The organism is Rhodospirillaceae bacterium (assembly GCA_040219235.1).
In the GTDB taxonomy this organism is placed as follows: domain Bacteria; phylum Pseudomonadota; class Alphaproteobacteria; order Rhodospirillales; family Rhodospirillaceae; genus WLXB01.
Window position 1 is genome coordinate 313,189 of record JAVJSV010000011.1, and the last position, 21,171, is coordinate 334,359.

General features: G+C 53.9%; 19 protein-coding genes. 14 read left to right on the forward strand and 5 right to left on the reverse strand.

Annotated features, from left to right (window positions below; genetic code table 11):
• Positions 1–5: 5 nt before the first annotated feature.
• The 9 genes from RIC29_05505 to RIC29_05545 all read left to right on the forward strand — a co-directional run bounded on the left by RIC29_05505 (position 6) and on the right by RIC29_05545 (position 7,796).
• A complete protein-coding gene (locus RIC29_05505) occupies positions 6–1,007 on the forward strand; it encodes a zinc-binding dehydrogenase (GenBank protein ID MEQ8734358.1) in 1,002 nt (333 codons plus the stop codon).
• Positions 1,008–1,017: 10 nt separating this feature from the next.
• On the forward strand, positions 1,018–1,623 hold the full coding sequence (locus RIC29_05510; GenBank protein ID MEQ8734359.1) for an ABC transporter ATP-binding protein: 606 nt from the start codon (positions 1,018–1,020) through the stop codon (positions 1,621–1,623).
• On the forward strand, positions 1,620–2,426 hold the full coding sequence (gene fetB, locus RIC29_05515; protein MEQ8734360.1) for an iron export ABC transporter permease subunit FetB: 807 nt from the start codon (positions 1,620–1,622) through the stop codon (positions 2,424–2,426). Before RIC29_05510 ends, fetB begins: the two co-directional genes overlap by 4 nt.
• 117 nt (positions 2,427–2,543) lie before the next feature.
• The gene (locus RIC29_05520; GenBank protein MEQ8734361.1) at positions 2,544–3,257 is read left to right on the forward strand and encodes a sulfite exporter TauE/SafE family protein; all 714 of its coding nucleotides are present in this window, start codon (positions 2,544–2,546) and stop codon (positions 3,255–3,257) included.
• 107 nt (positions 3,258–3,364) lie between these two features.
• Complete coding sequence (locus RIC29_05525; GenBank protein ID MEQ8734362.1) at positions 3,365–3,643, forward strand: hypothetical protein; 279 nt, start codon at positions 3,365–3,367, stop codon at positions 3,641–3,643.
• A gap of 90 nt (positions 3,644–3,733) precedes the next feature.
• Positions 3,734–4,672: a DUF4437 domain-containing protein gene (locus RIC29_05530; protein MEQ8734363.1), complete on the forward strand. Its 939-nt coding sequence runs from the start codon at positions 3,734–3,736 to the stop codon at positions 4,670–4,672.
• Positions 4,673–4,789: 117 nt separating this feature from the next.
• Entirely contained in the window at positions 4,790–5,599 is an 810-nt protein-coding gene (locus RIC29_05535) for a hypothetical protein (protein MEQ8734364.1), read from the forward strand.
• Positions 5,600–6,055: 456 nt separating this feature from the next.
• Positions 6,056–6,898: a LysR family transcriptional regulator gene (locus RIC29_05540; protein ID MEQ8734365.1), complete on the forward strand. Its 843-nt coding sequence runs from the start codon at positions 6,056–6,058 to the stop codon at positions 6,896–6,898.
• 166 nt (positions 6,899–7,064) lie between these two features.
• Positions 7,065–7,796 (forward strand): hypothetical protein, encoded by a 732-nt coding sequence (locus tag RIC29_05545; GenBank protein ID MEQ8734366.1) that lies wholly within the window; start codon positions 7,065–7,067, stop codon positions 7,794–7,796.
• A gap of 48 nt (positions 7,797–7,844) precedes the next feature.
• On the opposite strand, the gene RIC29_05550 is transcribed toward RIC29_05545, so the two are convergent.
• Positions 7,845–8,225 carry a hypothetical protein gene (locus RIC29_05550; protein MEQ8734367.1) on the reverse strand — a complete coding sequence of 127 codons (381 nt, stop codon included), beginning with the start codon at positions 8,223–8,225 and terminating at the stop codon, positions 7,845–7,847.
• A gap of 235 nt (positions 8,226–8,460) precedes the next feature.
• Here RIC29_05550 and RIC29_05555 point away from each other — a divergent pair, with 235 nt between their 5' ends.
• Positions 8,461–10,299, forward strand: coding sequence for a hypothetical protein (locus tag RIC29_05555; protein MEQ8734368.1), 1,839 nt, complete (start codon positions 8,461–8,463; stop codon positions 10,297–10,299).
• A 46-nt stretch (positions 10,300–10,345) separates the two neighbouring features.
• Here the strand turns inward: RIC29_05555 and RIC29_05560 are convergent, their stop codons facing one another.
• The gene (locus RIC29_05560) at positions 10,346–11,419 is read right to left on the reverse strand and encodes a hypothetical protein (protein MEQ8734369.1); all 1,074 of its coding nucleotides are present in this window, start codon (positions 11,417–11,419) and stop codon (positions 10,346–10,348) included.
• Positions 11,420–11,445: 26 nt separating this feature from the next.
• Complete coding sequence (locus tag RIC29_05565; protein MEQ8734370.1) at positions 11,446–12,276, reverse strand: alpha/beta fold hydrolase; 831 nt, start codon at positions 12,274–12,276, stop codon at positions 11,446–11,448.
• Between the two features lie 145 nt (positions 12,277–12,421).
• Between RIC29_05565 and RIC29_05570 the strand changes: the two genes are divergently transcribed.
• A complete protein-coding gene (locus RIC29_05570) occupies positions 12,422–12,973 on the forward strand; it encodes a PAS domain-containing protein (protein MEQ8734371.1) in 552 nt (183 codons plus the stop codon).
• A gap of 8 nt (positions 12,974–12,981) precedes the next feature.
• Here RIC29_05570 and RIC29_05575 read toward each other — a convergent pair whose 3' ends face one another.
• Entirely contained in the window at positions 12,982–14,499 is a 1,518-nt protein-coding gene (locus RIC29_05575; GenBank protein MEQ8734372.1) for an ABC transporter substrate-binding protein, read from the reverse strand.
• A 159-nt stretch (positions 14,500–14,658) separates the two neighbouring features.
• Between RIC29_05575 and RIC29_05580 the strand changes: the two genes are divergently transcribed.
• Positions 14,659–17,274: a TonB-dependent receptor gene (locus tag RIC29_05580; protein ID MEQ8734373.1), complete on the forward strand. Its 2,616-nt coding sequence runs from the start codon at positions 14,659–14,661 to the stop codon at positions 17,272–17,274.
• Positions 17,275–17,292: 18 nt separating this feature from the next.
• Here RIC29_05580 and RIC29_05585 read toward each other — a convergent pair whose 3' ends face one another.
• Complete coding sequence (locus RIC29_05585) at positions 17,293–18,072, reverse strand: enoyl-CoA hydratase/isomerase family protein (protein MEQ8734374.1); 780 nt, start codon at positions 18,070–18,072, stop codon at positions 17,293–17,295.
• Between the two features lie 98 nt (positions 18,073–18,170).
• On the opposite strand from RIC29_05585, the gene RIC29_05590 reads away from it, so the two are divergent.
• The gene (locus tag RIC29_05590) at positions 18,171–19,706 is read left to right on the forward strand and encodes an FMN-binding glutamate synthase family protein (protein ID MEQ8734375.1); all 1,536 of its coding nucleotides are present in this window, start codon (positions 18,171–18,173) and stop codon (positions 19,704–19,706) included.
• Positions 19,707–19,748: 42 nt separating this feature from the next.
• Positions 19,749–21,152, forward strand: a complete 1,404-nt coding sequence (leuC, locus tag RIC29_05595) for a 3-isopropylmalate dehydratase large subunit (protein ID MEQ8734376.1) — start codon at positions 19,749–19,751, stop codon at positions 21,150–21,152.
• Positions 21,153–21,171 lie beyond the last annotated feature (19 nt).

Consider the following 21,171-nt stretch of genomic DNA (forward strand, 5'->3'; position numbering starts at 1 on the left):
AAACCATGCGCGCGATACAACTGGATGCCTTTGGTGGACCAGAGGCGATGCAGCTGCGCGAGATCGCGGTGCCGACACCTGCTGCGGGTGAGGCCAGGCTCAAAGTCGCCTATGTTGGGATGAACCCTTTCGATGCCATGGCTCGAGCAGGCAAGATTGGGTTTATGCCCATCACCTTTCCGTTTACGCCGGGGCTGGAACATACCGGCATTGTGGATGCGGTTGGTGACGGGGTGAAGGAAAGTCTGATCGGTCAGCGTGTGATCTCGCGCGCCAACTTCGGGGCTTATGCGGAATACTCCATCGCCAAGGCAGCGATGCTGCTGCCGCTGGATGCACGAATTGATCTTAAAACCGGTTGTGTGTATCGCGGCTGTTCGTTTACCGCCTGGCATGCATTGTACAAGGCCGGTCGCTTGCAGCCTGGGGAAACCTGTTTGCTGCATTCGGCGGCGGGGCCTATCGGGATTCTGGCGACGCAAATCGCCAAGGGTGCGGGCTGCACAGTGATTGGTTTGGCCGGCGGGGCAGACAAAGTTTCATTTGCGCAAACCTTCGGTGCGGATCATGTTTTTGACTATACCCAAGACGATTGGGCTGATCAGGTGAGGGCGGCCACAGGCGGTCGCGGCGTTGATGTGATTGTCGATGGCAATGGCGGACCCAACGCGGCGCATAACATTGGCGTGCTCGCCCCCATGGGACGGTTGGTTTACATCGGTGCGACGGCGGGGGATATGCCCGCGCCGGTTGATGTTTCAACGCTGATTTTCAAGAACATCAGTGTGACAGGCATGAATCTTGCGCCCATAGAAGATCCACCGGGGAGTGAGACCGATAAGACCATTATCGAAAATGTGGCGACCGGGGCGTGGCGCGTCCCGATCACGGACGAGGTAGACTTGGCAGACGTGGCTGACTTGCACCGGCGTTTGGAGGCGCGACAGATCCGCGGGCGTGCGGTGATCCGCGTTGGCGGCGATCTGTCTGAGGGCGATGTGGCTTAGGGATCATATTGTGCTGCGCCTTCATAACCTCGAAGCTTTTGGATTGGCCCCGGTGGAATTGGAACTGGAGGATGGGGCGTGCTTGTGCATTACCGGGCCATCAGGATCGGGAAAATCCATCCTGCTGCGGGCCATCGCTGATCTGGATTTAAATGAAGGTGACGCGGCCACAGAAACGGTGTTGCGGTCACAAGCCACCGCGCCGGAATGGCGTCGCGCGGTTGCTTATGTCCCAGCGGAGTCGGGGTGGTGGGGTGATGTTGTTGGTCCGCACATGCCCGACGGTGACGTTACGACCTTGCTCGCTGATATTGGATTGGACCCCTCTTGCCTGGCGTGGGAGGTGGCGCGGTTGTCGACCGGCGAAAAACAACGTTTGGCGCTGGTGCGGGCGTTGCTAACAGACCCAGAGGTTTTGCTGCTGGATGAACCGACTTCAGCGTTGGATGACGAGGCGACAGAATTGGTCGAGCGCGTGATCAAGCATCGCTTATCGTCCGGAACAACAGTGGTGCTGGTGACCCATGATCCGGCGCAGATTGTACGCTTGAATGCGCAGCACGCTGTTGTTGATCAAGGCCGCGTTGAACGCATGTCCGACGCGGGCTTGTCGTGACCTATATTAGTCTGTCAGTAGCCGACCTTGCGGTTGGATCTCTGTTGATCGTCGCAAACGGTGCGTTGTCCTTGATGCTTGGCTTGAAGATCGAGCGCACGCTGCTGGTTGCGACGCTGCGTATGATCGTTCAGTTGACGCTCGTTGGTTATATTTTAACAGTCGTGTTTGATCTGTCATCGCCAGTGTGGACCGGGCTCATTGCGGTGGTGATGATCGTCTTTGCTGGCTACGAAGTGGCGGCGCGGCAAGACCGCCGTCTGACGGGATTTTGGTCTTACGGACTCGGTGCCGCCGCCATGAGCTTTTCGTCTGCGTTGGTCACGGTGCTGGCGCTGACCACGCAAATCGGCCCCGACCCTTGGTATGATCCGCAGTATGCCATTCCCTTGTTGGGTATGATTCTCGGTAACTCCATGACGGGTATTGCGCTGAGTCTCAGTACGCTGACCACGGGAGTTGCGCGTGATCGCGCCGCCATAGAAGCGCAGCTGTGTTTAGGCGCGACTCGCTGGGTCGCCTGTGGTCCGCTGGCGCGATCTGCGATTCGCACGGGTTTGATGCCGATGATCAATGCGATGGCCGCGGCGGGGGTTGTGTCATTACCTGGTATGATGACCGGTCAAATCTTAGCGGGTGTGCCGCCAACGGAAGCGGTGCGCTATCAAATCCTGATTATGTTTCTCATAGTCGGGGCAACGGGACTCGGCGTTTTGATTACGGTGTTCGGCGGATTGTTTTATTTAACGGACGCACGTCACAGGCTTCGGCTTGATCGGTTACGACAAGCTCGCTTGAGGTAAAGACGTTACGAGGCGCGATTGCAATTGACCCAAATCAATGAGGGTTGTTCTTGCGCCATGCCAAAAATGCCGCTACGGCTGAAAGCAGCAAAATTATAAGTTATGGGGATGGTCTGGGTGACGCCTGAATTAATTGTGCTGATTGCAACGGCTGCGTCGATTGGCTTTTTGCATACGTTGCTGGGCCCGGATCATTATCTTCCTTTCATTGTTATGGCCAAGGCCCGCGGCTGGTCCAAGGCGAAAGCACTCACCATCACAAGCTTATGCGGATTGGGCCATGTGGCGGGATCAATGGCGCTTGGGGCTGTTGGTATTATCTTCGGACTGACGGTTGGAAGCCTGGAAACGATTGAAGCGGTGCGCGGCGATTGGGCGGCTTGGGCGCTGATTGCGTTTGGCATGACGTATCTAGCTTGGGGTCTAAAGAAAGCGTTTAAAGACCGCCCTCATGTCCATGTCCATACCCATGGCGACGGCGATGTTCACAAGCATAAGCACAATCATCACGGCAGTCATGCGCACGTACATACTGCGACGGCGAAGGTCAGTCTTACGCCTTGGGCGCTGTTTATTATTTTTGTGCTTGGCCCGTGCGAGCCCTTGATTCCCATTTTGATGTATCCCGCAGCGCAGCAAAGTTGGATGGGTGTGATCGGTGTTGCTGCTATTTTTGGCACTGCAACATTAATCACCATGACCACTGTGGTCGCCATTGCCCTGTTTGGTTTGAAACAGCTTTCCTTTGCCCCCGTGGCACGATTTAGCCACGCGCTGGCCGGGGGTGCAGTTGCAGCATCTGGTGGGGCGATTGTGTTTTTGGGTTTGTAGAGGGTTTGCGTGAAATTTTGTGGAAACCGGAAAAAATATTTCCAAGCCATGGAATTCGTGCAGATAATCTTGCTATGAATAGAGAGAGTTAAAGAAGGAGGAACGCTGTGACACTTGGAAGCCTGACAGGTAAAGGCAATCTTCGGCCAGAGATGACGGCTGATGAAAAAGCGTGGTTCGCAGAAGAACTGCAAGAGCAAATTGCGCGTTACGAAACCATCGTCAAAGAGATGGAAGATTTGACCGCTGAGCGCGAAAAATGGGTCGCTGATTTTCTGCACCGTGTTCAAACACGCGGCTTCCACTGGCACGCGGAAAATCGCCGCGTGATTCCCAAAGAGGAAATTCGCCCCCGCGACGGTCGCCCGCTTCAGGTCGTTTACTAGAAACGACTGTACATTCGTTTGGTAATAGTTTGATACGCTGCCGCCTGAAAACGATTTTCGGAACCGGCGCTACATTTTAGGAGACGCACTATGGCTCGCCCACATATTGAACCCTTTGTAGATCGTGACGTCGGCTTCAAGAAGATGACGATGTCTGGCATGCCGAATGGGATGCAATACAAAACCCTGAGTATGGATACTGATAACGGCGCTGTGACCATGACCGTGCAGTACGATGCTGGTTTCAAGCAACCGCCCGGTTTCTGTTACAACGAAATGGAAATTTTCATTCAGGAAGGCTCGCTGAAGTATGGCGACCAACTTTGTGTGAAAGGGCATTACCTTTTTGTTCCGGCTGGCAAAGCGATGCCCGCAATGTCGTCTGAGCAGGGCGCGCTGTGCTTGATCTTTTACAACTATGGTCAGCCGAGCTTTCAAGAGTCTGACGCCAATCATGATGACTGCGATGAAACACACTTCGCCAGTGTCAATTCTTATGACGGCTTAGACTGGTCGGGGAATGCGTTGTTTCCGGCCACAGCCCCGGGCTGTTTGCTGAAGATGCTGCACTATGACGAGAAGACTCATGGCATGACCTTCTTATACTGCATGGTGCCGGGCTTTTGGCAGGACAACATCAGCTACCACGACTGCGCTGAAGAGGCTTACCATATCTGGGGAACATCCTGGATGATGCAGTTCGGTAATCTGCCCACGGGGGGGTACTTCTGGCGTCCGGCCTATATCAATCACGGCTGCTTTGCGTCCGAGCATGGCATTCTGGCGATTGGCCGTACGGACGGGGATTTACACAACCATTTCCACCATGATCCGTATTCCTCTCCGCAGGAAAATGCCGAGCGCGCCGCCGCCCGTTTGGCGCGTCAAAAACCGGCCATGTACAAATGGATTTTGACCCAGGACCATAACCACGTGCCACACGACTTCGAGCATCCACATGATCACGTTGATCCGATGACGGCGGACACGGCGCAGGTGATTAATCCTGATGGTAGCCATTGGCCGTAAATTACAGACCCATCGAAATTTATTTTAGGAACAGCCCGGCCATGTGCCGGGCTTTTTCTTGCCGGGCTTTTTCATAGCTGCGCTACACTTCATTGTAGTGATTAAAGGAGTGTGGTGATGAAGTTTTCTTCCGAGTTGAAGTCTGTAAGCATAATGACAGTGCTACTGTTCGCGGGGCTGGGTTTAATAGCTGTTGCTGCGCCGCGCGCTGCTGAGAATGTTGGTTCAGGTCTCGCGAAAATCATTCGCGGCAAAACAGAATGTGTGGACACCAATAAAAACAATACGTCATGCGGTGTTGAGCGCTGGACCATGTATGTGCATAACAATGGGGAGCGTTATCTCCACGTCGTCGCGGCCAGCAATACGTTTGATGAAGCGCGGCATGCCATGATTCGCGTCGGCGCAGATCATCACGTGAAAGAGGCTTTCATGAGCACTGTCGCGAGCGCTGGGGTGTTGGGGTCTACCTATGTTGTCTTGCAGGGCCTTGGGGCACATGTCACGGCAACGGATATTGGATTTGAAGGTGCAACCGGTGCGCCAAAAACAGAATATGTTGAGGCGTTCGATGCCGCGGACTCTATTGGTACCGGACCCAACTCCGGCGATGGCCTGAATTTTCTCGATTATGATTATGATGCGCCGGGGGAGCAGCCGCATTCTGTGTACTGGGCGGGTGGCACCCGGCAAGGCACCATGATTGGGGGCTTTGTGACCTCTGAGTATACATTTATGGGCACGGAGGACTTAACTCTAGCCAATGGCATGACGGTCACCGCCAATCACTTCCGCATGTTAAGTGGCACGGAGATTTGGGTGACAGATCCGGATTGCGGTCTTCTTAAAATGAAACTGAATTTTGGCCCGGGCATTGGCCTAGAGTTTGAGACAACCGAGTTGGAGATAGTCACCCAAGGGCTGTGAGCCTTGTCAAATTCGCAGTGTGTCTGAAAAACAGTGTATCTAAAAAAGAGGTCTCAAAAAAACCGGCCCGAAGGCTTGGGCCTGTCGGACCGGTCTATTGGTAGCGTCACAGATCTGTCCTTGGTAAAACGAGGGGTGTCGAATTTACTGTAGGACTTTAAGCGATCCGAAAGCCGGGGAGGCAATCAATCGCGTGATCTGTTAATGTTACTTCTTGCCTGATGCAGGTTTTGCAGAGGACTTGCTTGTGCTGGCACCCTTGCCGGCAGGAGCTGATGGCTTTGAAGCTGGTTTCTTGATGGCACCCATGAGGGTTATCTCCGAAAAATCCCGATGAACCATTCATCGAGCCATTGAACAATAAGAGTGCGTGAAACATCTAACAAACAAATTTAATGAATAGATATTATCGATAAATTCGATATAAATGCATAGCATTCAGGCGGCGTCAGACTTATGGACTTTGAGCAGATCAGGACGTTTGTTGAGGTTATCGAAACCCGAAGTTTCGTGCGTGCCGCCGATGTTCTAAACGTAACCCAGTCTACGGTAAGTGCTCGTATAAAAGAGCTTGAGTATCGCCTTGGCCAGGAACTGTTCATCCGCCGCAAATCTGGTGTTGTGCTGACCACTGCGGGGCGCAGGTTCCAACCCCATGCCGCCAAGCTGTTGCATGTTTTGCAACAGGCCCGCCACGATGTTGCGCTGTCGCCAGAAACGCGCGCGGTTATTTCTGTGGGTGGTCAGTATGGTTTGTGGGAACGCATCCTGCAACAATGGATGGGCGAGGTTCGTTTAAAACTGCCTGACGTGGCCATACGGGCAGAAGTCGGTAGCCCCGACGCTTTGATGCGCCAGTTGTCCGAAGGACTTTTGGATTTTGCTGTTCTATATAGCCCAGAGGCACGTCCGGGATTTGATCTCGAATTGCTGCTTGAGGAAGAATTAATTCTTGTCGCAACGCATGCGCGACACAAAGGTACAGCAGCGAAAGATTATGTGGCTGTTGACTGGGGCCCTGATTTCGAAGTCTGGCACGGGGTCATGCATCCAGCGCCTTCGGCACGGGAATTACGTGTGAGTTTGGGGTCGGTGGGCTTAACGCACATCCTGCAATTCGGCGGTGCGGGGTATTTTACCAAAACGTCTGTCCAAACGCATTTAACAAACAAAAAGCTTTATCGCATCAAGTCTGCGCCAATTTTTCTGCGTCCGGTACACCTTATCTATCCAACTGAAATCAATGCCCCCGGTGTAGACGAAGCCCTTGATTTGTTGCGGTCGTTGGCCGCGTCATAAATAGGTCGCAACCGTTTACTGCAATCCGACGCTCATAGCGGCATGATTATCTTGGAGTAGCATGGTGTGCCTATTTCACGTTGTGACCAGACTGTCGATGTTGCTTTGAGATGTGCCCAGGGTTGGGCACACTGACCTAAATAACATATGAGAGAGTCCTAGAGCCATGCGTGACCCCGTTCCATTTCTTGATACCTATGCGATGCCGTGGATGAAGCCTGGTCCGCCGGGTATTTATTCTAAACTTCTGAGTCGTGACCCGTTAACAGGAGAGCGAACGGCGCTGAATCGCCTGGAGCCGGAAGAAGGCATGAATCCGCCGGGTGCCGCTCACTACCATCACACCACCGAGGAGCTGCTGATTGTTAAGGGGCGTATGTCTTTTGATAGTCAGGTTTGGTTGACACCTCAGTCTTATTGCTTCCACCCACCGGAAACCGTGCATGGCTTTAAAAGCGTAGTGCCAGAGGAGTCCTGGTTTCTGTCGCGTGTCGGGCGGGAGTTAGACTTTAACTTTGTTGAAGCGCCAGAGCGCCTGTCGCCGTATTACGTGAGTGAAGCGCCCCCGCGCCGCGTTGTTGCGTATCACGCTGAACTGCCCGATGAAGATTGGGAAACCCAAGGCGCCTTTGACCGGTTTGTGCTCAGTCTTGACCCGGCAACGGATGAAGGCTCAGTGCTATTGCGGACTAAGCCGGGGTGGTCGTCTGGCCAAAAAGGCGAGGCGCTTTCCCGTTTTGAAGAATTTTATATTCTCGAGGGAGAAGTAGACGGCTCAGATGGAAATATTTTCAGCGAAGGGTGCTACTGCTTTGACCCCCCTGGAATTCCCCGGCGTGAACTGACGTGCAAAGCCTCAGCGTTGCTTTACTTTACAGTCGGTCCACGCGAGGGATAATAGCCAAATACAGCTTTAGTTGTTTTGAGTCTCTCGCCTTCAAGGTTCTTAGTCTCTCGCCTTCAAGGCGATTGCCTCTTCTTCCGTAATGTCGACGATTTGGTCGATCATGCAAATTCCACCAGAACGTAAAACACGTAGCGTATCTTGAACGCAGAGTTGATTGATTGAGGTAGAGTGGCTGAATCCGCCCTCAATTTTCAAGCCGCTACAGCGGTTAACCAGATCAATCCGCTTGTATTTGTTGCCCTTCATTTCGACCAAAATGGTTTTGTTGTCGATGACGGGGGTTTGATCAATGGCCTGCAGTTGGATGCATTGTTGCGTTTTACCGTCTGACTCGGCAAGTGCTGGTGCAGTTGCTAATCCGACTGACAATCCGACTGACAAGGCGAAAGCAGAGAGTGTAAGTGCATTGCGGGATTTCATCTTTATCTCCTCAGAATGATGGCTTAACGCAGTGACTACGTTTCGACCTTCCCTAACATGCGCTGCAATTAAGGCAAAACTTTGAAGCTTATAGGATAGCCCGCCATCTTTATTACTAAACGTGAAGCTTAAGGCATTTCGTATTGTGAAACGTTTTGGAATGCCTATGTTTGTGCAGCTTTAGGTGCCTAGCATTGCAACACCACCGCACTAAATTTCGAAAAAGAGAGCTTCTGTGCTGAAAACTGAATTCATAATGTTGAGCTTCGTATGTGTCATCACTCTTGCTGGTGTGATCACTGCTGGCCTTGCTTTTAAGTCGAGCAAAGAGACAGCGCTCCCCATCGATGCGGATAAAATGGCGGAGTTGTTCAGCCCGGCTGGAGTCGCCCAGTCGATTTGTGGTCCGGTCGCTCAAAGGGGGCAGCACCCTTCACTGCTACAGCAAGCTTTTGAAGCTGCCGCTATGAGTAACGCATACGCTGCAGACGAGACCGCGGATGAAGAGGTGCTGCCGCCGTTGTACTCTGATCTGGGCACGATTGCCTTTACGATCACAACGGAGTCTCAGAAAGCCCAAGCCTATTTCAATCAGGGACTTCGGTTTATCACCGGCTTCAATCATGCAGAAGCTGTGCGCTCTTTTCAGGCCGCGCAGAGCTTAGACCCAGAGTGTGCCATGTGTGATTGGGGTGAGGCTTATGCCTTAGGTCCCAACATCAACGCAGCCATGTCGCCGGAAGCTGGCGCACAAGCCTCAAAGGCGGCTCAGCGTGCACAGAAGAAAGTCAGCGCGACCGCGCCGCGAGAGCAGGCGCTGGTCGCCGCGCTGCAACAGCGATATGGAGAACGGGCTGCGCAACGCCCGGGCCCTTTTAATACGGCGTTTGCCGATGCCATGATTGAGGTTCAGGCTGCGTACCCTGAAGATCACGAAATTGCGCTGCTGACGGCGGATGCCATTATGACAGAATCACCCTGGCAGTACTGGGAAGCCGATGGGCGGACGCCGGCGGGTCGTGTTGGCACAGCTATCGAACTGGTTGAGGGTGTTTTGTCTTATAACCCGAAACACCCGGGCGCGATTCATCAGTATATTCACCTGGTTGAAGCGTCTACGACACCAGAACGGGCGGAACCCTATGCAGACCAGATGCACGGTCTAATGCCCGGCGCTGGGCATATCGTGCATATGCCGTCGCATATTTATTATCGCATTGGGCGCTATCTTGATTCGCTGGAGACAAACATAGAAGCCGTCGCTGTGGATGAAGCGTATTTTCAGCGTCCTGAGGCGATAAAGGGCGGCATGTATGAGTTTGGGTATTACCCACACAACATTCACTTTGTGCTGGTTTCAGCGCAGATGGCCGGAGATCGCGCTCGGACTCTGGCATTTGCAGATAAACTTGATGCGTTACTGCCGATTGAAATGGTGAACACAGCTCCTTGGGTTCAGCCGGTTAAGGCGTCTTCACTATTTGCGTATGCGCAGTATGGCAGTCATGAGCAAGTTATGGCGTTGCCGGACCCTGGCGAATTATCACCCTACGTTAAAGCCATGTGGCACTATGCGCGGGCTGTGTCTTTGGCGCGTGCGGGCGACTCAACTCTCGCGCTGAACGAGGTGGATGAAATTGCGGCTCTTAACGAACAGGCTGATTTTAGAGCCCTCGTTCGGGGCGGTGTGCCAGCGCCGACGTTGCTTTCCATAGCCCAACAGGTTGCCCTAGGCCGTATCGCCCAAACAGATGGGAATTTGAACGCCGCGATCCAACACTTTGAAGCGGGTGTCTCCTTACAGGACACGGTAAATTATATGGAACCACCCTACTGGTATTACCCGGTGCGGCAGTCTCTCGGCGCAGCCTACATGGCGGCTGGCCGCACTGATGATGCTGTAAAGGTCTTTAAAGCCAGCCTCATCAATGCCCCGAACAATGGCCTCGTCTTGTATGGTCTTTTAGAGACCTACAAAACTTTGGGGGATGATGTGGCTGCCAGTGCCACCGAGGATTTACTGCTCAATGCCTGGGCTGGCGAGGCCGCAGATTTAGACCTCAGAAAGCTCTAGGCGGTCCACCGCTCTCGTTTGGTTCAGGCGGTCCACCGCTCTTGGTCTAGGCGGTCCACCGCTCCCACTTGGTGATATCGCCATCGCTGACGGCCATGCCAATCTGATGCACGCTGCCGAGCTCACCACCTTCGCCATCGCGTTCGTTGGATCCGATGTAGTACATACGCAGACTGCCATCGTCCATGGGCACCACCCAAGGACAGCCCAGACGGTGATCCCAGAGCCCCGATCCTTTTGGTGACTGAGGTATGATCGACTTGTTCTCATGAGGCCCGTCGACACGTTCCCAGTTTAATCCATCATCAGAGACGGCCACACCAATCTGGCGATCGACTTCAGGTGCGGTGCCGACATCCTGGCAGCCTTCGTAAAACAGGCACCATTGATCTTTGAGTTTAATGACGTGGCGGGTGGCGAGGCCGTAATCATCAAAGCGCCCCTTTGGACCAGCGCCCAACAAAGGTCCGCGTTTTTCAAATCGCAGGCCATCTTCAGACTCTGCCCAGGCCATCACATAGCCCTGGCTGGGATCAAGAGTGTGATAGTAAAGCCGCCAGCTGCCATCGTCCCATTTTACGATTTGTGGCCAGGATGCCATAAAAACATCGAACTCGCCGGGCTTGCCGGCGTCGAGAAGGGCGCCGTTGTAAGGACCTTCGATGCGTGTCCAGTGAACACCGTCGCGGGAAATGGCTGCGCCCGAGCGCATCGGGAAGCCTTTCATTTCGAAGCCGCGTACATTGTTGACGGTCTGATCCCCACCAAAGTACCACATCCAATACAGATCGCCTTCTTTGTAGACATCGTTGACGCCGACATGGGCTGAATCAAATCGGCTTGGATCAGGGTGTGGATCGAGCACGGAGCCCATAACACCAGGGCCTTTGATCCGCTCCCAGTTAAGGCCATCCGTGGAGGTGGCTAAGCCAACACGACCCGTCGGCAGACCGATTTTACGATCAAAGGTCTCGTCGCGTCCGTAGTACCACATGCGCCAGGTACCATCCTCGCCGCGGATGACCTTTGGGCAAGAGACGCGTTCAGAATCCCACCATCCTTGGGGGCCGGGTCCAAAAATCAATCCTGGGCCGCTGGGGCGTTCTTTTGCTGTGGTCATGGGGCGTGTTCCTTTAAGGCAGCGGTTTAGATGCGGTCAAAAAATGCTGTCGCGGCGGCAACTTTAGCCTCTGGGCCGCGGCCAACAACAGACATTTCAGCAAGATCAGAGAGTACGGCCATTTCTTTGGTGCCCGAGATTAAATGCGGCGGATCGCCTTCACCAGCCATGATCAGGGCGGGCACTTTAATTTGCGGCACACGTTCACGCGCTGGATAACGGAACGCGGCAAGATAGGCTTTGTGATAGGTGGCCAGACCCTTCAAAACATCCACGGTATGTGCGTGCAGATGTTCCGGTGTGCGGGCCGGGTTTTGCAAGGCGTGGTTCGCATCACGCATGAAGTACGGAAAGTAATAGGCTTGGTCGCGCACAAACTGAAACGCCCAGGGCAGATGGCCGCCATGATCGTCTGGGGCGATCGCGGGTGCATAGTTTTCGAGAATCTTTTGCTTTAAGTCCGGATCATAATCTACCAGGCCATCAATCACGACCCGTCGCACACGATCTGGGTGACGCACGGCCATTTCGCATCCGGTCCGTCCACCCGTATGACTGCCATAAAAATCCACCTGATCCAGGCCGAGTTTGTCCAGTATGCGCACAATACTGTCGGCGAAATAGGTGATGTCGGGCTGATCTTCTGCGGGAGGCGCCGAATCGCCGTTGCCTAACGTATCTGGCGCAATGACGGCGCGCGTCTCTGCAAGCAGTTTAATGATGGGTTCCATACCGCGTGCGGAGGCTGGAGAGGGATGAACCACATATACAGGCAGATGGGTATCTGAAGATTCGCCGCAACTCCGAATGTGGACGAGTCCTTCTTCAAGGCGTACAAAAGAACGATCTATATCCACAAAAAACCTTTTAAGCATCGGCGACAGTACTGCCGGAACGTGCTCATATTGAAACATGATTCTGTTCGTTACAGTATAAACCTTTGTGTCAGATGATTATGGAATGATCATGGGCATATTTTTACGATGAGGCAGGAGGGCGTGATTGGACGATAGGCACGGTATTTCTACTGATAGCTGCCGAGAGTTCTATACCCAGTGGCGTGAGCTTCGTGAGGGTGACGCCATTCCACATACGCGCGCGTTTTTGAATAACCCCGAGCCCAAATCCATTCCCGGTGTTTTGATCCTTGAGGTAACCGAGGCTGGCTTGCTGATTCGTTTTATGGGCACGTCCGTCGTCGAGCGCTGGGGACGGGACCAGACCAACACGCTGTTTGGCAGCGCAGGCTTCCCAGAAGATGTTGTGGAAGCGATGCTGGAAAACTGCCGGGCGTTGGTTGGTCAGCCGTGCGGTGTGGTTGAAGTCGCGGCCTTTTCCACCCGAGTAGGATTACCGTTTCGCATGGAGACGGTGATGTTGCCTCTTGGGGTGGATGCAGGCAAGCCCCCCAGAATTTGTTCCTTTAGCCAGATGCTGGATCACGTGAAAGAGCGCGACAAGGAAGAGCCGAGGTTCAAAGGAAAGCGCTCGATGTCTTGGGTCGATATCGGATTTGGAACACCGTCGCCTGCGCCGCGAGTCGTGAATCCGTAAACGGCATTTCAGTCACTTAAAATAATATTTTCGACTGGCAGTGTATCAGCGCCGGACCAGTAGGTTTGGACACGCGGACCTAATCCTTCAAAGGACACATTTTGCCACAGAAAAATACCTGGCGGATGAGCGTGCTCGTGCGCTAGGACGTTTTGGGTCAAGCGCCGCCGGTCTTCCAATGTCGTCGCGTCTTGTGCGTCTTTAATCAACGGCATGATGGAAGGGTCACAATGGTAAGGGTGTGTCCACGAACAGGATCGGATGCGATAGGCGGCGAGTGGATCAAAGGTATAGGTCGACATGGCGAACCCCAGACTCGGCCATCCGCCCTGATAAATGTATTCAAGATAATTTGGCAGGCGTGTGGGCCTGATCTCAACGCGCACGCCTATGTGTGACAAGTCAGACGCGATTTGCTGATACCAGTCTTGTGAATTGGCTGATCCACCGGGCACCAAAAGAATTGGCAGGTCAAAACCGTCAGGATAGCCCGCTTCAATAAGGAGTTGTCTGGCCAGTGGCACATCATAGGCGTAAGCCTCAAGGTCATCGTTATATCCGAAGGACATGGTGTGCGCGATTTGGCTGGCAGGCGCGACAGTTCCATTCATAAAGACGTCAATCATGCGCTGTTTGTTGACGGCGTGGTTGAGGGCGCGCCGCACACGCACATCCTGTAGCGGACTCTCTTTCACGGTTACGAAGGCCAGAAAATTGACGCCGGGTTCTTTGCGCATCCAGAGACGTCCACCGGCGGCCTCTAGCGGATAGGCATCATCGGGCGAAAGCGCGAGGGCGATGTCGATAGAGCCAGAAATCACGCCCTGCCGTCGCGCAGCGCCGTCCGAGAGCTGTATAATTTCCAAACCTGTTTCTTTTGGAGCGCGCCAGGAGTCGGTAAAGGCTTCAAACTGCACGCGTCCTTCGCCCCAGGATGTGGCCTTAAAAGGTCCGGTGCCAACCGGGGTCAAGGCGAAGGCGTCCAGGCCCATCTCCGCCATCGCGCGCGGCGCGGGTATGCGCAGCGCTCGCATGTACTGGGCAAACAGGACGTCTGCGTGTTCTGTGGTGATGGCAATCGTGAGCGGGTCGCGCGCGATCGCTCCTGTCACGGTCATGCGTTGGAGCGTGGTGCCCAACGAGGAACTGGCGGCGGGTCCGGACAGGAGGGTGTCGATAACCGCGACGACCGCATCGGCATTGAAGGGTTCGCCGTTTGAGAAGGTCACATTCTCGCGCAGTTGAAACACCCAAGTGGTTGCTGACTCTTGTCCCCAGGAGACCGCCAGGGCCGGTTGCGTGTCGCCGTTTTCATCAATGGTTGTCAGGGCATCAAACACCGCGTTTAAGGGCAAGGCCGTGGGAATGTTGAACGACCCAAAAGGCGAGCCCAGGCCGACAGGAAGATTCTGAACTCCAATGCGTATAGTGTCTGCCTGTGCGGTGGTTGCAGACAAGCCAATACAACAGGCCAGCCATAGTTTGGCAGCCGTGTGTCGCATGGTCTGATAAACTGCATTTTGCATGCTGTAACTCTAACCTGCACTGTAAAACAGTCAAACCCGCACCGCTGAAAATTGTAGCCCACATGTGCCATGATTGCGTGCTGGTTTTTAGCCGCGTGATGGTTTAGGCCCCCAGTGTATCGTGGTGCTGCACGCCACTCATTTATTCCTGGTTGAGCTATGACCTTAAACTCACATGTGTTTGGATTAAGTGTTTTCATCTTGGTTGTATCGGCAACAGGTGAAGCAGCAGATCTTGCTGCTCAAGATGTTGCGATCGAAGAAGTGGTGGTTACCGGCTCTTACGTGAAGCGCGACGCCCTGAACACCGGGTCGCCTCTGACGGTTGTTTCTGCGGACGATCTGCAAAATTATGGTTTGACAGGTCTTGCTGACGTTATCTCGTATCTGCCCTTTAACAGTGGCTCTGAGTTTAACGCCGATGTGTTTACCCAAAATCTATCGACGGGCACGTCGAACTTTAATCTGCGCGGTCTTGGTTTGAACTCGACTCTCGTTTTGATCAATGGTCGCCGTCAAACCGTTTCGGGCGGCATCGCTGACGATGGGTCGGTCTTTGTTGACCTCAATACCATTGCCCCATTGAACTCTATTGAGCGCATTGAAATTCTCAAAGATGGCGCGACGGCCTTGTATGGCACCGATGCCGTTGCCGGTGTGGTAAATATTATCACGCGTAGTGATGTCGAGGGCTGGCAGATCGATGGTGACGCTGCGACAACAACCAGGTCATCTCAGACCGACCTGACGTTGCAGGGTCTCTATGGGTGGCAGTCGGGCGATGTAAAACTGTCCGCGGCGGTCAGTCATCTGCGCCGCTCCTGGCTGCCGTCGTCTGAACGGGCGTACACCCAGGGCAAAGGCTTTTCCTCATTTGGTCAACCAGGCGCTTACGTGTTGCTTGAGCCCTCGCCAACATTTCCTGGTCTGCCCTTTGGACAAAGTGATCCGCAAAGCGTCATTGATCCACAGTGCGTTGAGGGCGGCGGAGCGTTAAGAGAAACGAGTCCGGGCAGTGGGTTAGGCAGTTGCACCTTTGACTTCGCGCCGTATTACCATCTGGTGCCGCGTGAGCGCCGCTGGAACAGTTTTGCCAGCGCGTCCTTAGATTTGGGAAACGCGAAAGTTTTTGCTGAAGCGGCCTATGCTCATACGGATGTGTTGCGCGGTACCTCGCCCTCCTTTCCGATACTCAATCTGGCAACGGTTCCAGCTGAGAATCCAGGCAATATTTTTCAAACGCCGACTCTGTTTCTAGGGCGGCCTTTGGGGGCTGACGCGCCGGTGAACCTGGCGACGCATCGGTCTGAAACCTGGCGCGCTGTGACCGGCGCACGCGGGGCTTTTGGTTTCGGATGGAATTGGGACGTTGCCGCAACCTATAGCGCCAACCAGCATGTGGTAAAAATTCAAAATGCACTGGCTGACCGGTTTGAGGAAGCGCTGAACGGACGCGGTGGACCCAACAACGACTTGTATTTCAATCCTTTCGGATCTGCGGCTTTATCGCAGCCGGGAGACGCCACTTACAACGACCCTGCGGTCATCACTGATTTTCTGTCGCTTGCCACTTACGACTATCAGACTTCACTGTTTACGCTAGATGGTCACGTGAGCGGTGACCTGATAGAGCTTGAACATGGTCCTCTTAGTGTCGCGTTGGGTGGGCAGATACGACGTGAAAAGTTGAGCGGAGACCTTGATGATCAGTTTAATGCTGAGAATTATTTGTTCTTTGTCGGCGGACCAGATTTCTCAGGTAAGCGGACGGTTCTTGCCGGGTTTGGTGAGTTGAATGTGCCTCTAGCCGCTCATCTGGATATGCAGTTGGCGCTGCGTCATGAGTCGTATGAGGGCGGTGCGAGCTCGACGGACCCTAAGGTCGCGCTATCGTGGCGACCGCTTGAGCAAGCGGCGTTTAGATTTTCGTATGGAACATCTTTTCGCGCGCCCAGTGTATTTCAGCAATTCTCATCGCAAACGGTCCTGCAAAATATTTTTGACCCGGTGACAGACTCGCAAGTGTTCCGCGGTGTGCGGACCGTTGGCTCGGCAAACCTTGAGCCTGAGCAGGCAACAACTCTGAATTTTGGGGCAACGCTCACGCCCCTAACCAGCCTGACGTTAAACGTCGATTATTGGAACTTCGACTATGACAGCATCATCGTTAAAGAAAATGCCCAGTCCATCATTGATGCTAATCCGTTCGATCTAAAAATCATTCGGGAAGCGGGTCAGATCTTGCGGGTGGATACCAACTATATCAATGCTCCGGCCGTCGAGACAGATGGCGTGGACCTGTCGTTGTCCTATCAGGTTGAGCGCAAGAGCAACCAGTTATGGAGCCTTACGGCTGATCTCACATACATCAATAAATACGTGATTCAAGAGGTTAAGGGCGGCCCCAAGCGTGATGTCGCGGGCAGCCGAAACTTTAGAAGCTTTGCAAGGTCTTTGCCGCGCTGGCGCACAACGCTCGGTCTGAACTGGGCCGGTAAGTCGCTCGGCGCGTCAGCCTATGTGAAAACCATCTCTGGGTACTTTGACGACCAGAACAACGTAGATGTTAATTCGCATATCACGGTTGATGGACAAGTGCGCTACACACTGGTTTCGTCCGGGCAGCTATCAGCTGGCCCGACAACGTTAACCCTCGGGGTTATCAATGCCTTTGATAAAGACCCGCCAGCGGTGGACACCAATGTTGGATTTGATTCTAAAGTCCATGATCCACGCGGACGTGTTTTGTATCTCCGCGCTGCGACAGCCTTTTGATGTGACTGTTCACGCCACTCAGGATTTTGATTTGGCCTTAAAAGCGGCGCGTGCAGCGCGGGCCTCTGCAAAGGCTCCAGACAACTGGCTTTGGTCTGCATCTGCATACGCTGAGGTTTTGTGCAGGGCGTTGGCCGTTGCGTTAATCGCTTCTTTTACCATCCGCACCGTTGGCGCAGGCATCGCAAGTGTTTTTTGTGCCCACTGTTTTGCACGCTCAGTCGTTTTGCTTGTTGTAGCTAGGTCATCGACGAGACCCCACTCTAACGCTTGATCAGCCGGCAGTTGCTCGCATAACAAACAGATACGTTTAGCTTTGGCGGGTCCAACCAGGGTGATGAGGCGGGGCAAGGCACCCCACTGCAGATTGAGACCAATCTTGACTTCGGGCACGTGTAGAAATCCATTTTTATCTAAAATGCGAAAGTCGCACGCCAGCGCCAACGCACAGCCCGCGCCGATGGCAAACCCCTCCATGGCGGCTACCGTCACCTGCGGTATATCTTCCCAGGCTTGGCACAGACGAACACCGCGATAGAAAATCTCCCGCTTTTCCAGATCGGTCTTGGAGTCGATATCCCACATGCCTGGATCTTTCAGGTCAATCCCTGCGGAAAAAACGGTTGGAGCCCCGGATAAAACGACAGCCTGGGTTTCAAGGTTGGTGTGAAACGAAAGCGCGATTTCAGTAAGAGCTAAAATGCTGTCTTGATCAAAGGCATTGAGGCTGCCACGTCGGTCATAGATAACGTGGGCCAACGGGCCATCACGCTCGACTGTTACGCTGGTGCGGGGCATGGTATTCCTTATATACAGATGTAGCATGGGGGCTACCAATCTAGAAAAATGTCTTCAGCCAGACAATGGCGGAGCGAAGTTGGTTAGGGGGATTTAAAATGAATTCACTGCTGCAAGATATAGCAACCTCAACGACATTTGCTTTCATTGAGCTTTTCGCACTGACCTTTGTTCTGGTGTTTGGTCTTGGACTTGTGTCGATCCTGGTCCTGTACGTGATTGACAAGACGCAGACCAAACATGCCATTCGGCGCAACTATCCTGTTATTGGCCGCTTCCGTTACCTGTTTGAAGAGTTGGGCGAATATTTCCGCCAGTACTTTTTCGCTATGGACCGTGAAGAGATGCCGTTTAACCGCTCGCAGCGGTCTTGGGTGTACCGGGCCGCAAAAGGCGTCGATACAACACAAGCGTTTGGATCGACCAGAGATGCGCGGGCCACGGGGAATATTTTTTTCGTGAACACACCCTACCCAACGCTTGAAACCGATGCTGTGGCGTCGTCAACCGTGACCTTGGGCCCCTATTGCAAACAACCGTATGCAACCAACTCTTTATTTAATATTTCGGCCATGAGCTACGGCGCGATTTCTAAGCCAGCTGTGCGCGCTCTGTCGAACGGAGCCCGCATGGCCGGATGCTGGATGAACACCGGCGAGGGTGGTTTGTCGCCTTACCATCTTGAAGGGGGTGCCGACATCGTCTTCCAAATCGGCACCGCTAAATATGGTGTGCAGGATGAAAATGGAGCCTTAAGCGATGAACGTTTGAAAGCTGTGGCGGCTCATGAACAGGTGAAGATGTTTGAACTTAAGTTGAGCCAGGGGGCCAAGCCAGGGAAGGGGGGTATTCTTCCGGGGGCAAAGGTCACTGCAGAGATTGCTGAAATCCGTGGCATCAAAATCGGAGAGGCGTCTATAAGCCCAAACCGCCACCCTGAGATTGATAGCGTGGACGACCTGTTGGACATGATTGGGCGTATCCGCGACGTCACTGGAAAGCCGGTTGGTTTTAAACTCGTCATCGGTGGGTACGCGTGGCTAGAAGAACTGTGCCGGGGTATTCTTGCGCGTGGAATTGAATCCGCCCCAGACTTTATCACCGTAGACAGTTCTGATGGTGGGACAGGGGCTGCACCGCCAGCGTTGATGGATTATGTGGGTTTGCCAATTTCTGAAAGCCTGCCAACGCTCGTGGATCATCTCATCGAATATGGCCTGAGAGACAGAATCAAAGTGATTGCCAGTGGGAAGTTGATCAATCCAGGAGAGATCGCCTGGGCGCTCTGTGCTGGGGCTGACTTTATCTCATCTGCGCGTGGCTTCATGTTCGCGTTGGGGTGTATTCAAGCCTTACAATGCAATAAAAACACCTGCCCCACCGGCATTACCACCCATGACAAACGCTTGCAGAGGGGTCTCGACCCCAAAGACAAAGCTGAGCGTGTGCGCCGTTATGTCGAATCTGTTTTGTATGATGTTGGCACCATTGCGCATTCTTGCGGCGTGCCAGAGCCACGGTTGCTCAAGCGGCATCATGCGCGCATCGTTACAGAAACGGGCCGTTCCCGCGGTTTTGATGAAATTTTCCCCGTTCCGAAGCTAAGGCAAGACATTCCGACGGCGGCACAATAAAAAGGTCTCAGAAAAAGACCTGAACGGATCAAGAGGACGCACATGGCTAAAACGCTTTATGAAAAGATTTGGGACTCCCATCTTGTTGAACAATCTGAGACTGGCGAGTGTCTGATCTACATTGACCGTCATTTGGTCCAAGAGGTCTCAAGCCCTCAGGCTTTTCAGGGTTTGCGCGATGCGGGGCGATCGGTCCATCGGCCCACGGCGTCCTTGGCTATGCCCGACCATGCCATGCCGACCACTCCGGACCGTTTGCAAAAAATAGATGATCCAGAGGCGCGAGCGCAGTTGGCGGCGTTGATTGAATACACCAACGAGTTCGAAGTGCCTTACATCCAGCTGGCAGATCAACGACAGGGGATTGTGCATATCGTGGGGCCAGAGCAGGGTTTTACGCTCCCCGGTACAACGTTGGTCTGTGGCGACTCTCATACATCGACCCATGGCGCTTTAGGGGCCTTGGCTTTTGGCATTGGTACGTCAGAGATTGAGCATGTGCTGGCGACGCAGTGTCATATTATGCGCAAGGCTAAGACCATGCGGGTGACGGTCGATGGCACATTGCCTCTTGGTGTGACCGCGAAAGATTTGGCGTTGGCGATTATTGCCGAGCTTGGCACGGCGGGTGGCACGGGTTGCGCTATTGAATATGCTGGTGAAGCCATCCGGGCGTTGTCGATGGAAGGGCGCATGACGTTGTGCAATCTGACCATTGAAGCTGGCGCGCGTAGCGGCATGGTGGCCCCGGACGATACAACCTTTGCCTATATTAAGGGTCGCCCCTATGCGCCGAAGGGTGACGATTGGGAAAAAGCGGTTGCCTACTGGCGGTTGTTGGTGACGGATGCTGATGCAATCTTTGACTATGAAGTGACGCTGCGCGGTGCCGATATCGCCCCGCGTGTGACCTGGGGCACGAGCCCTGAAGATTCTGCGCCGATCACGGCGAATGTTCCTGATCCATCCGATTTTGCGGACCCCGATAAGCGTAAGGCGGTTGAGCGCTCTCTGGCGTACATGGGACTGAAGCCTGGGGTGGCGCTGCAAGACCTCAAGGTAGACCGGGTGTTCATTGGTTCGTGTACCAATGGCCGCATCGAAGATATGCGGGCCGCGGCTGCTGTCGCCAAGGGCCGCAAAGTTGCTGCGGGCGTTGGCGCCATGGTGGTGCCTGGATCGGGCTTGGTAAAAAAGCAAGCCGAAGAAGAAGGGCTGGACAAAATTTTGCTGGACGCTGGATTTGAGTGGCGGGAGCCTGGGTGTTCCATGTGCGTCGGCATCAATCCTGATCGTATTGAAGCAGGCCAGCGCTGCGCCTCAACATCGAATCGCAACTTCGAAGGTCGGCAAGGCCGGGGCGGTCGCACCCATTTGGTCAGTCCGGCAATGGCCGCAGCGGCTGCGGTCATGGGTCATTTGGCGGATGTACGCTCTTTGAAATAAAGCGCACCACGAAGGTCAG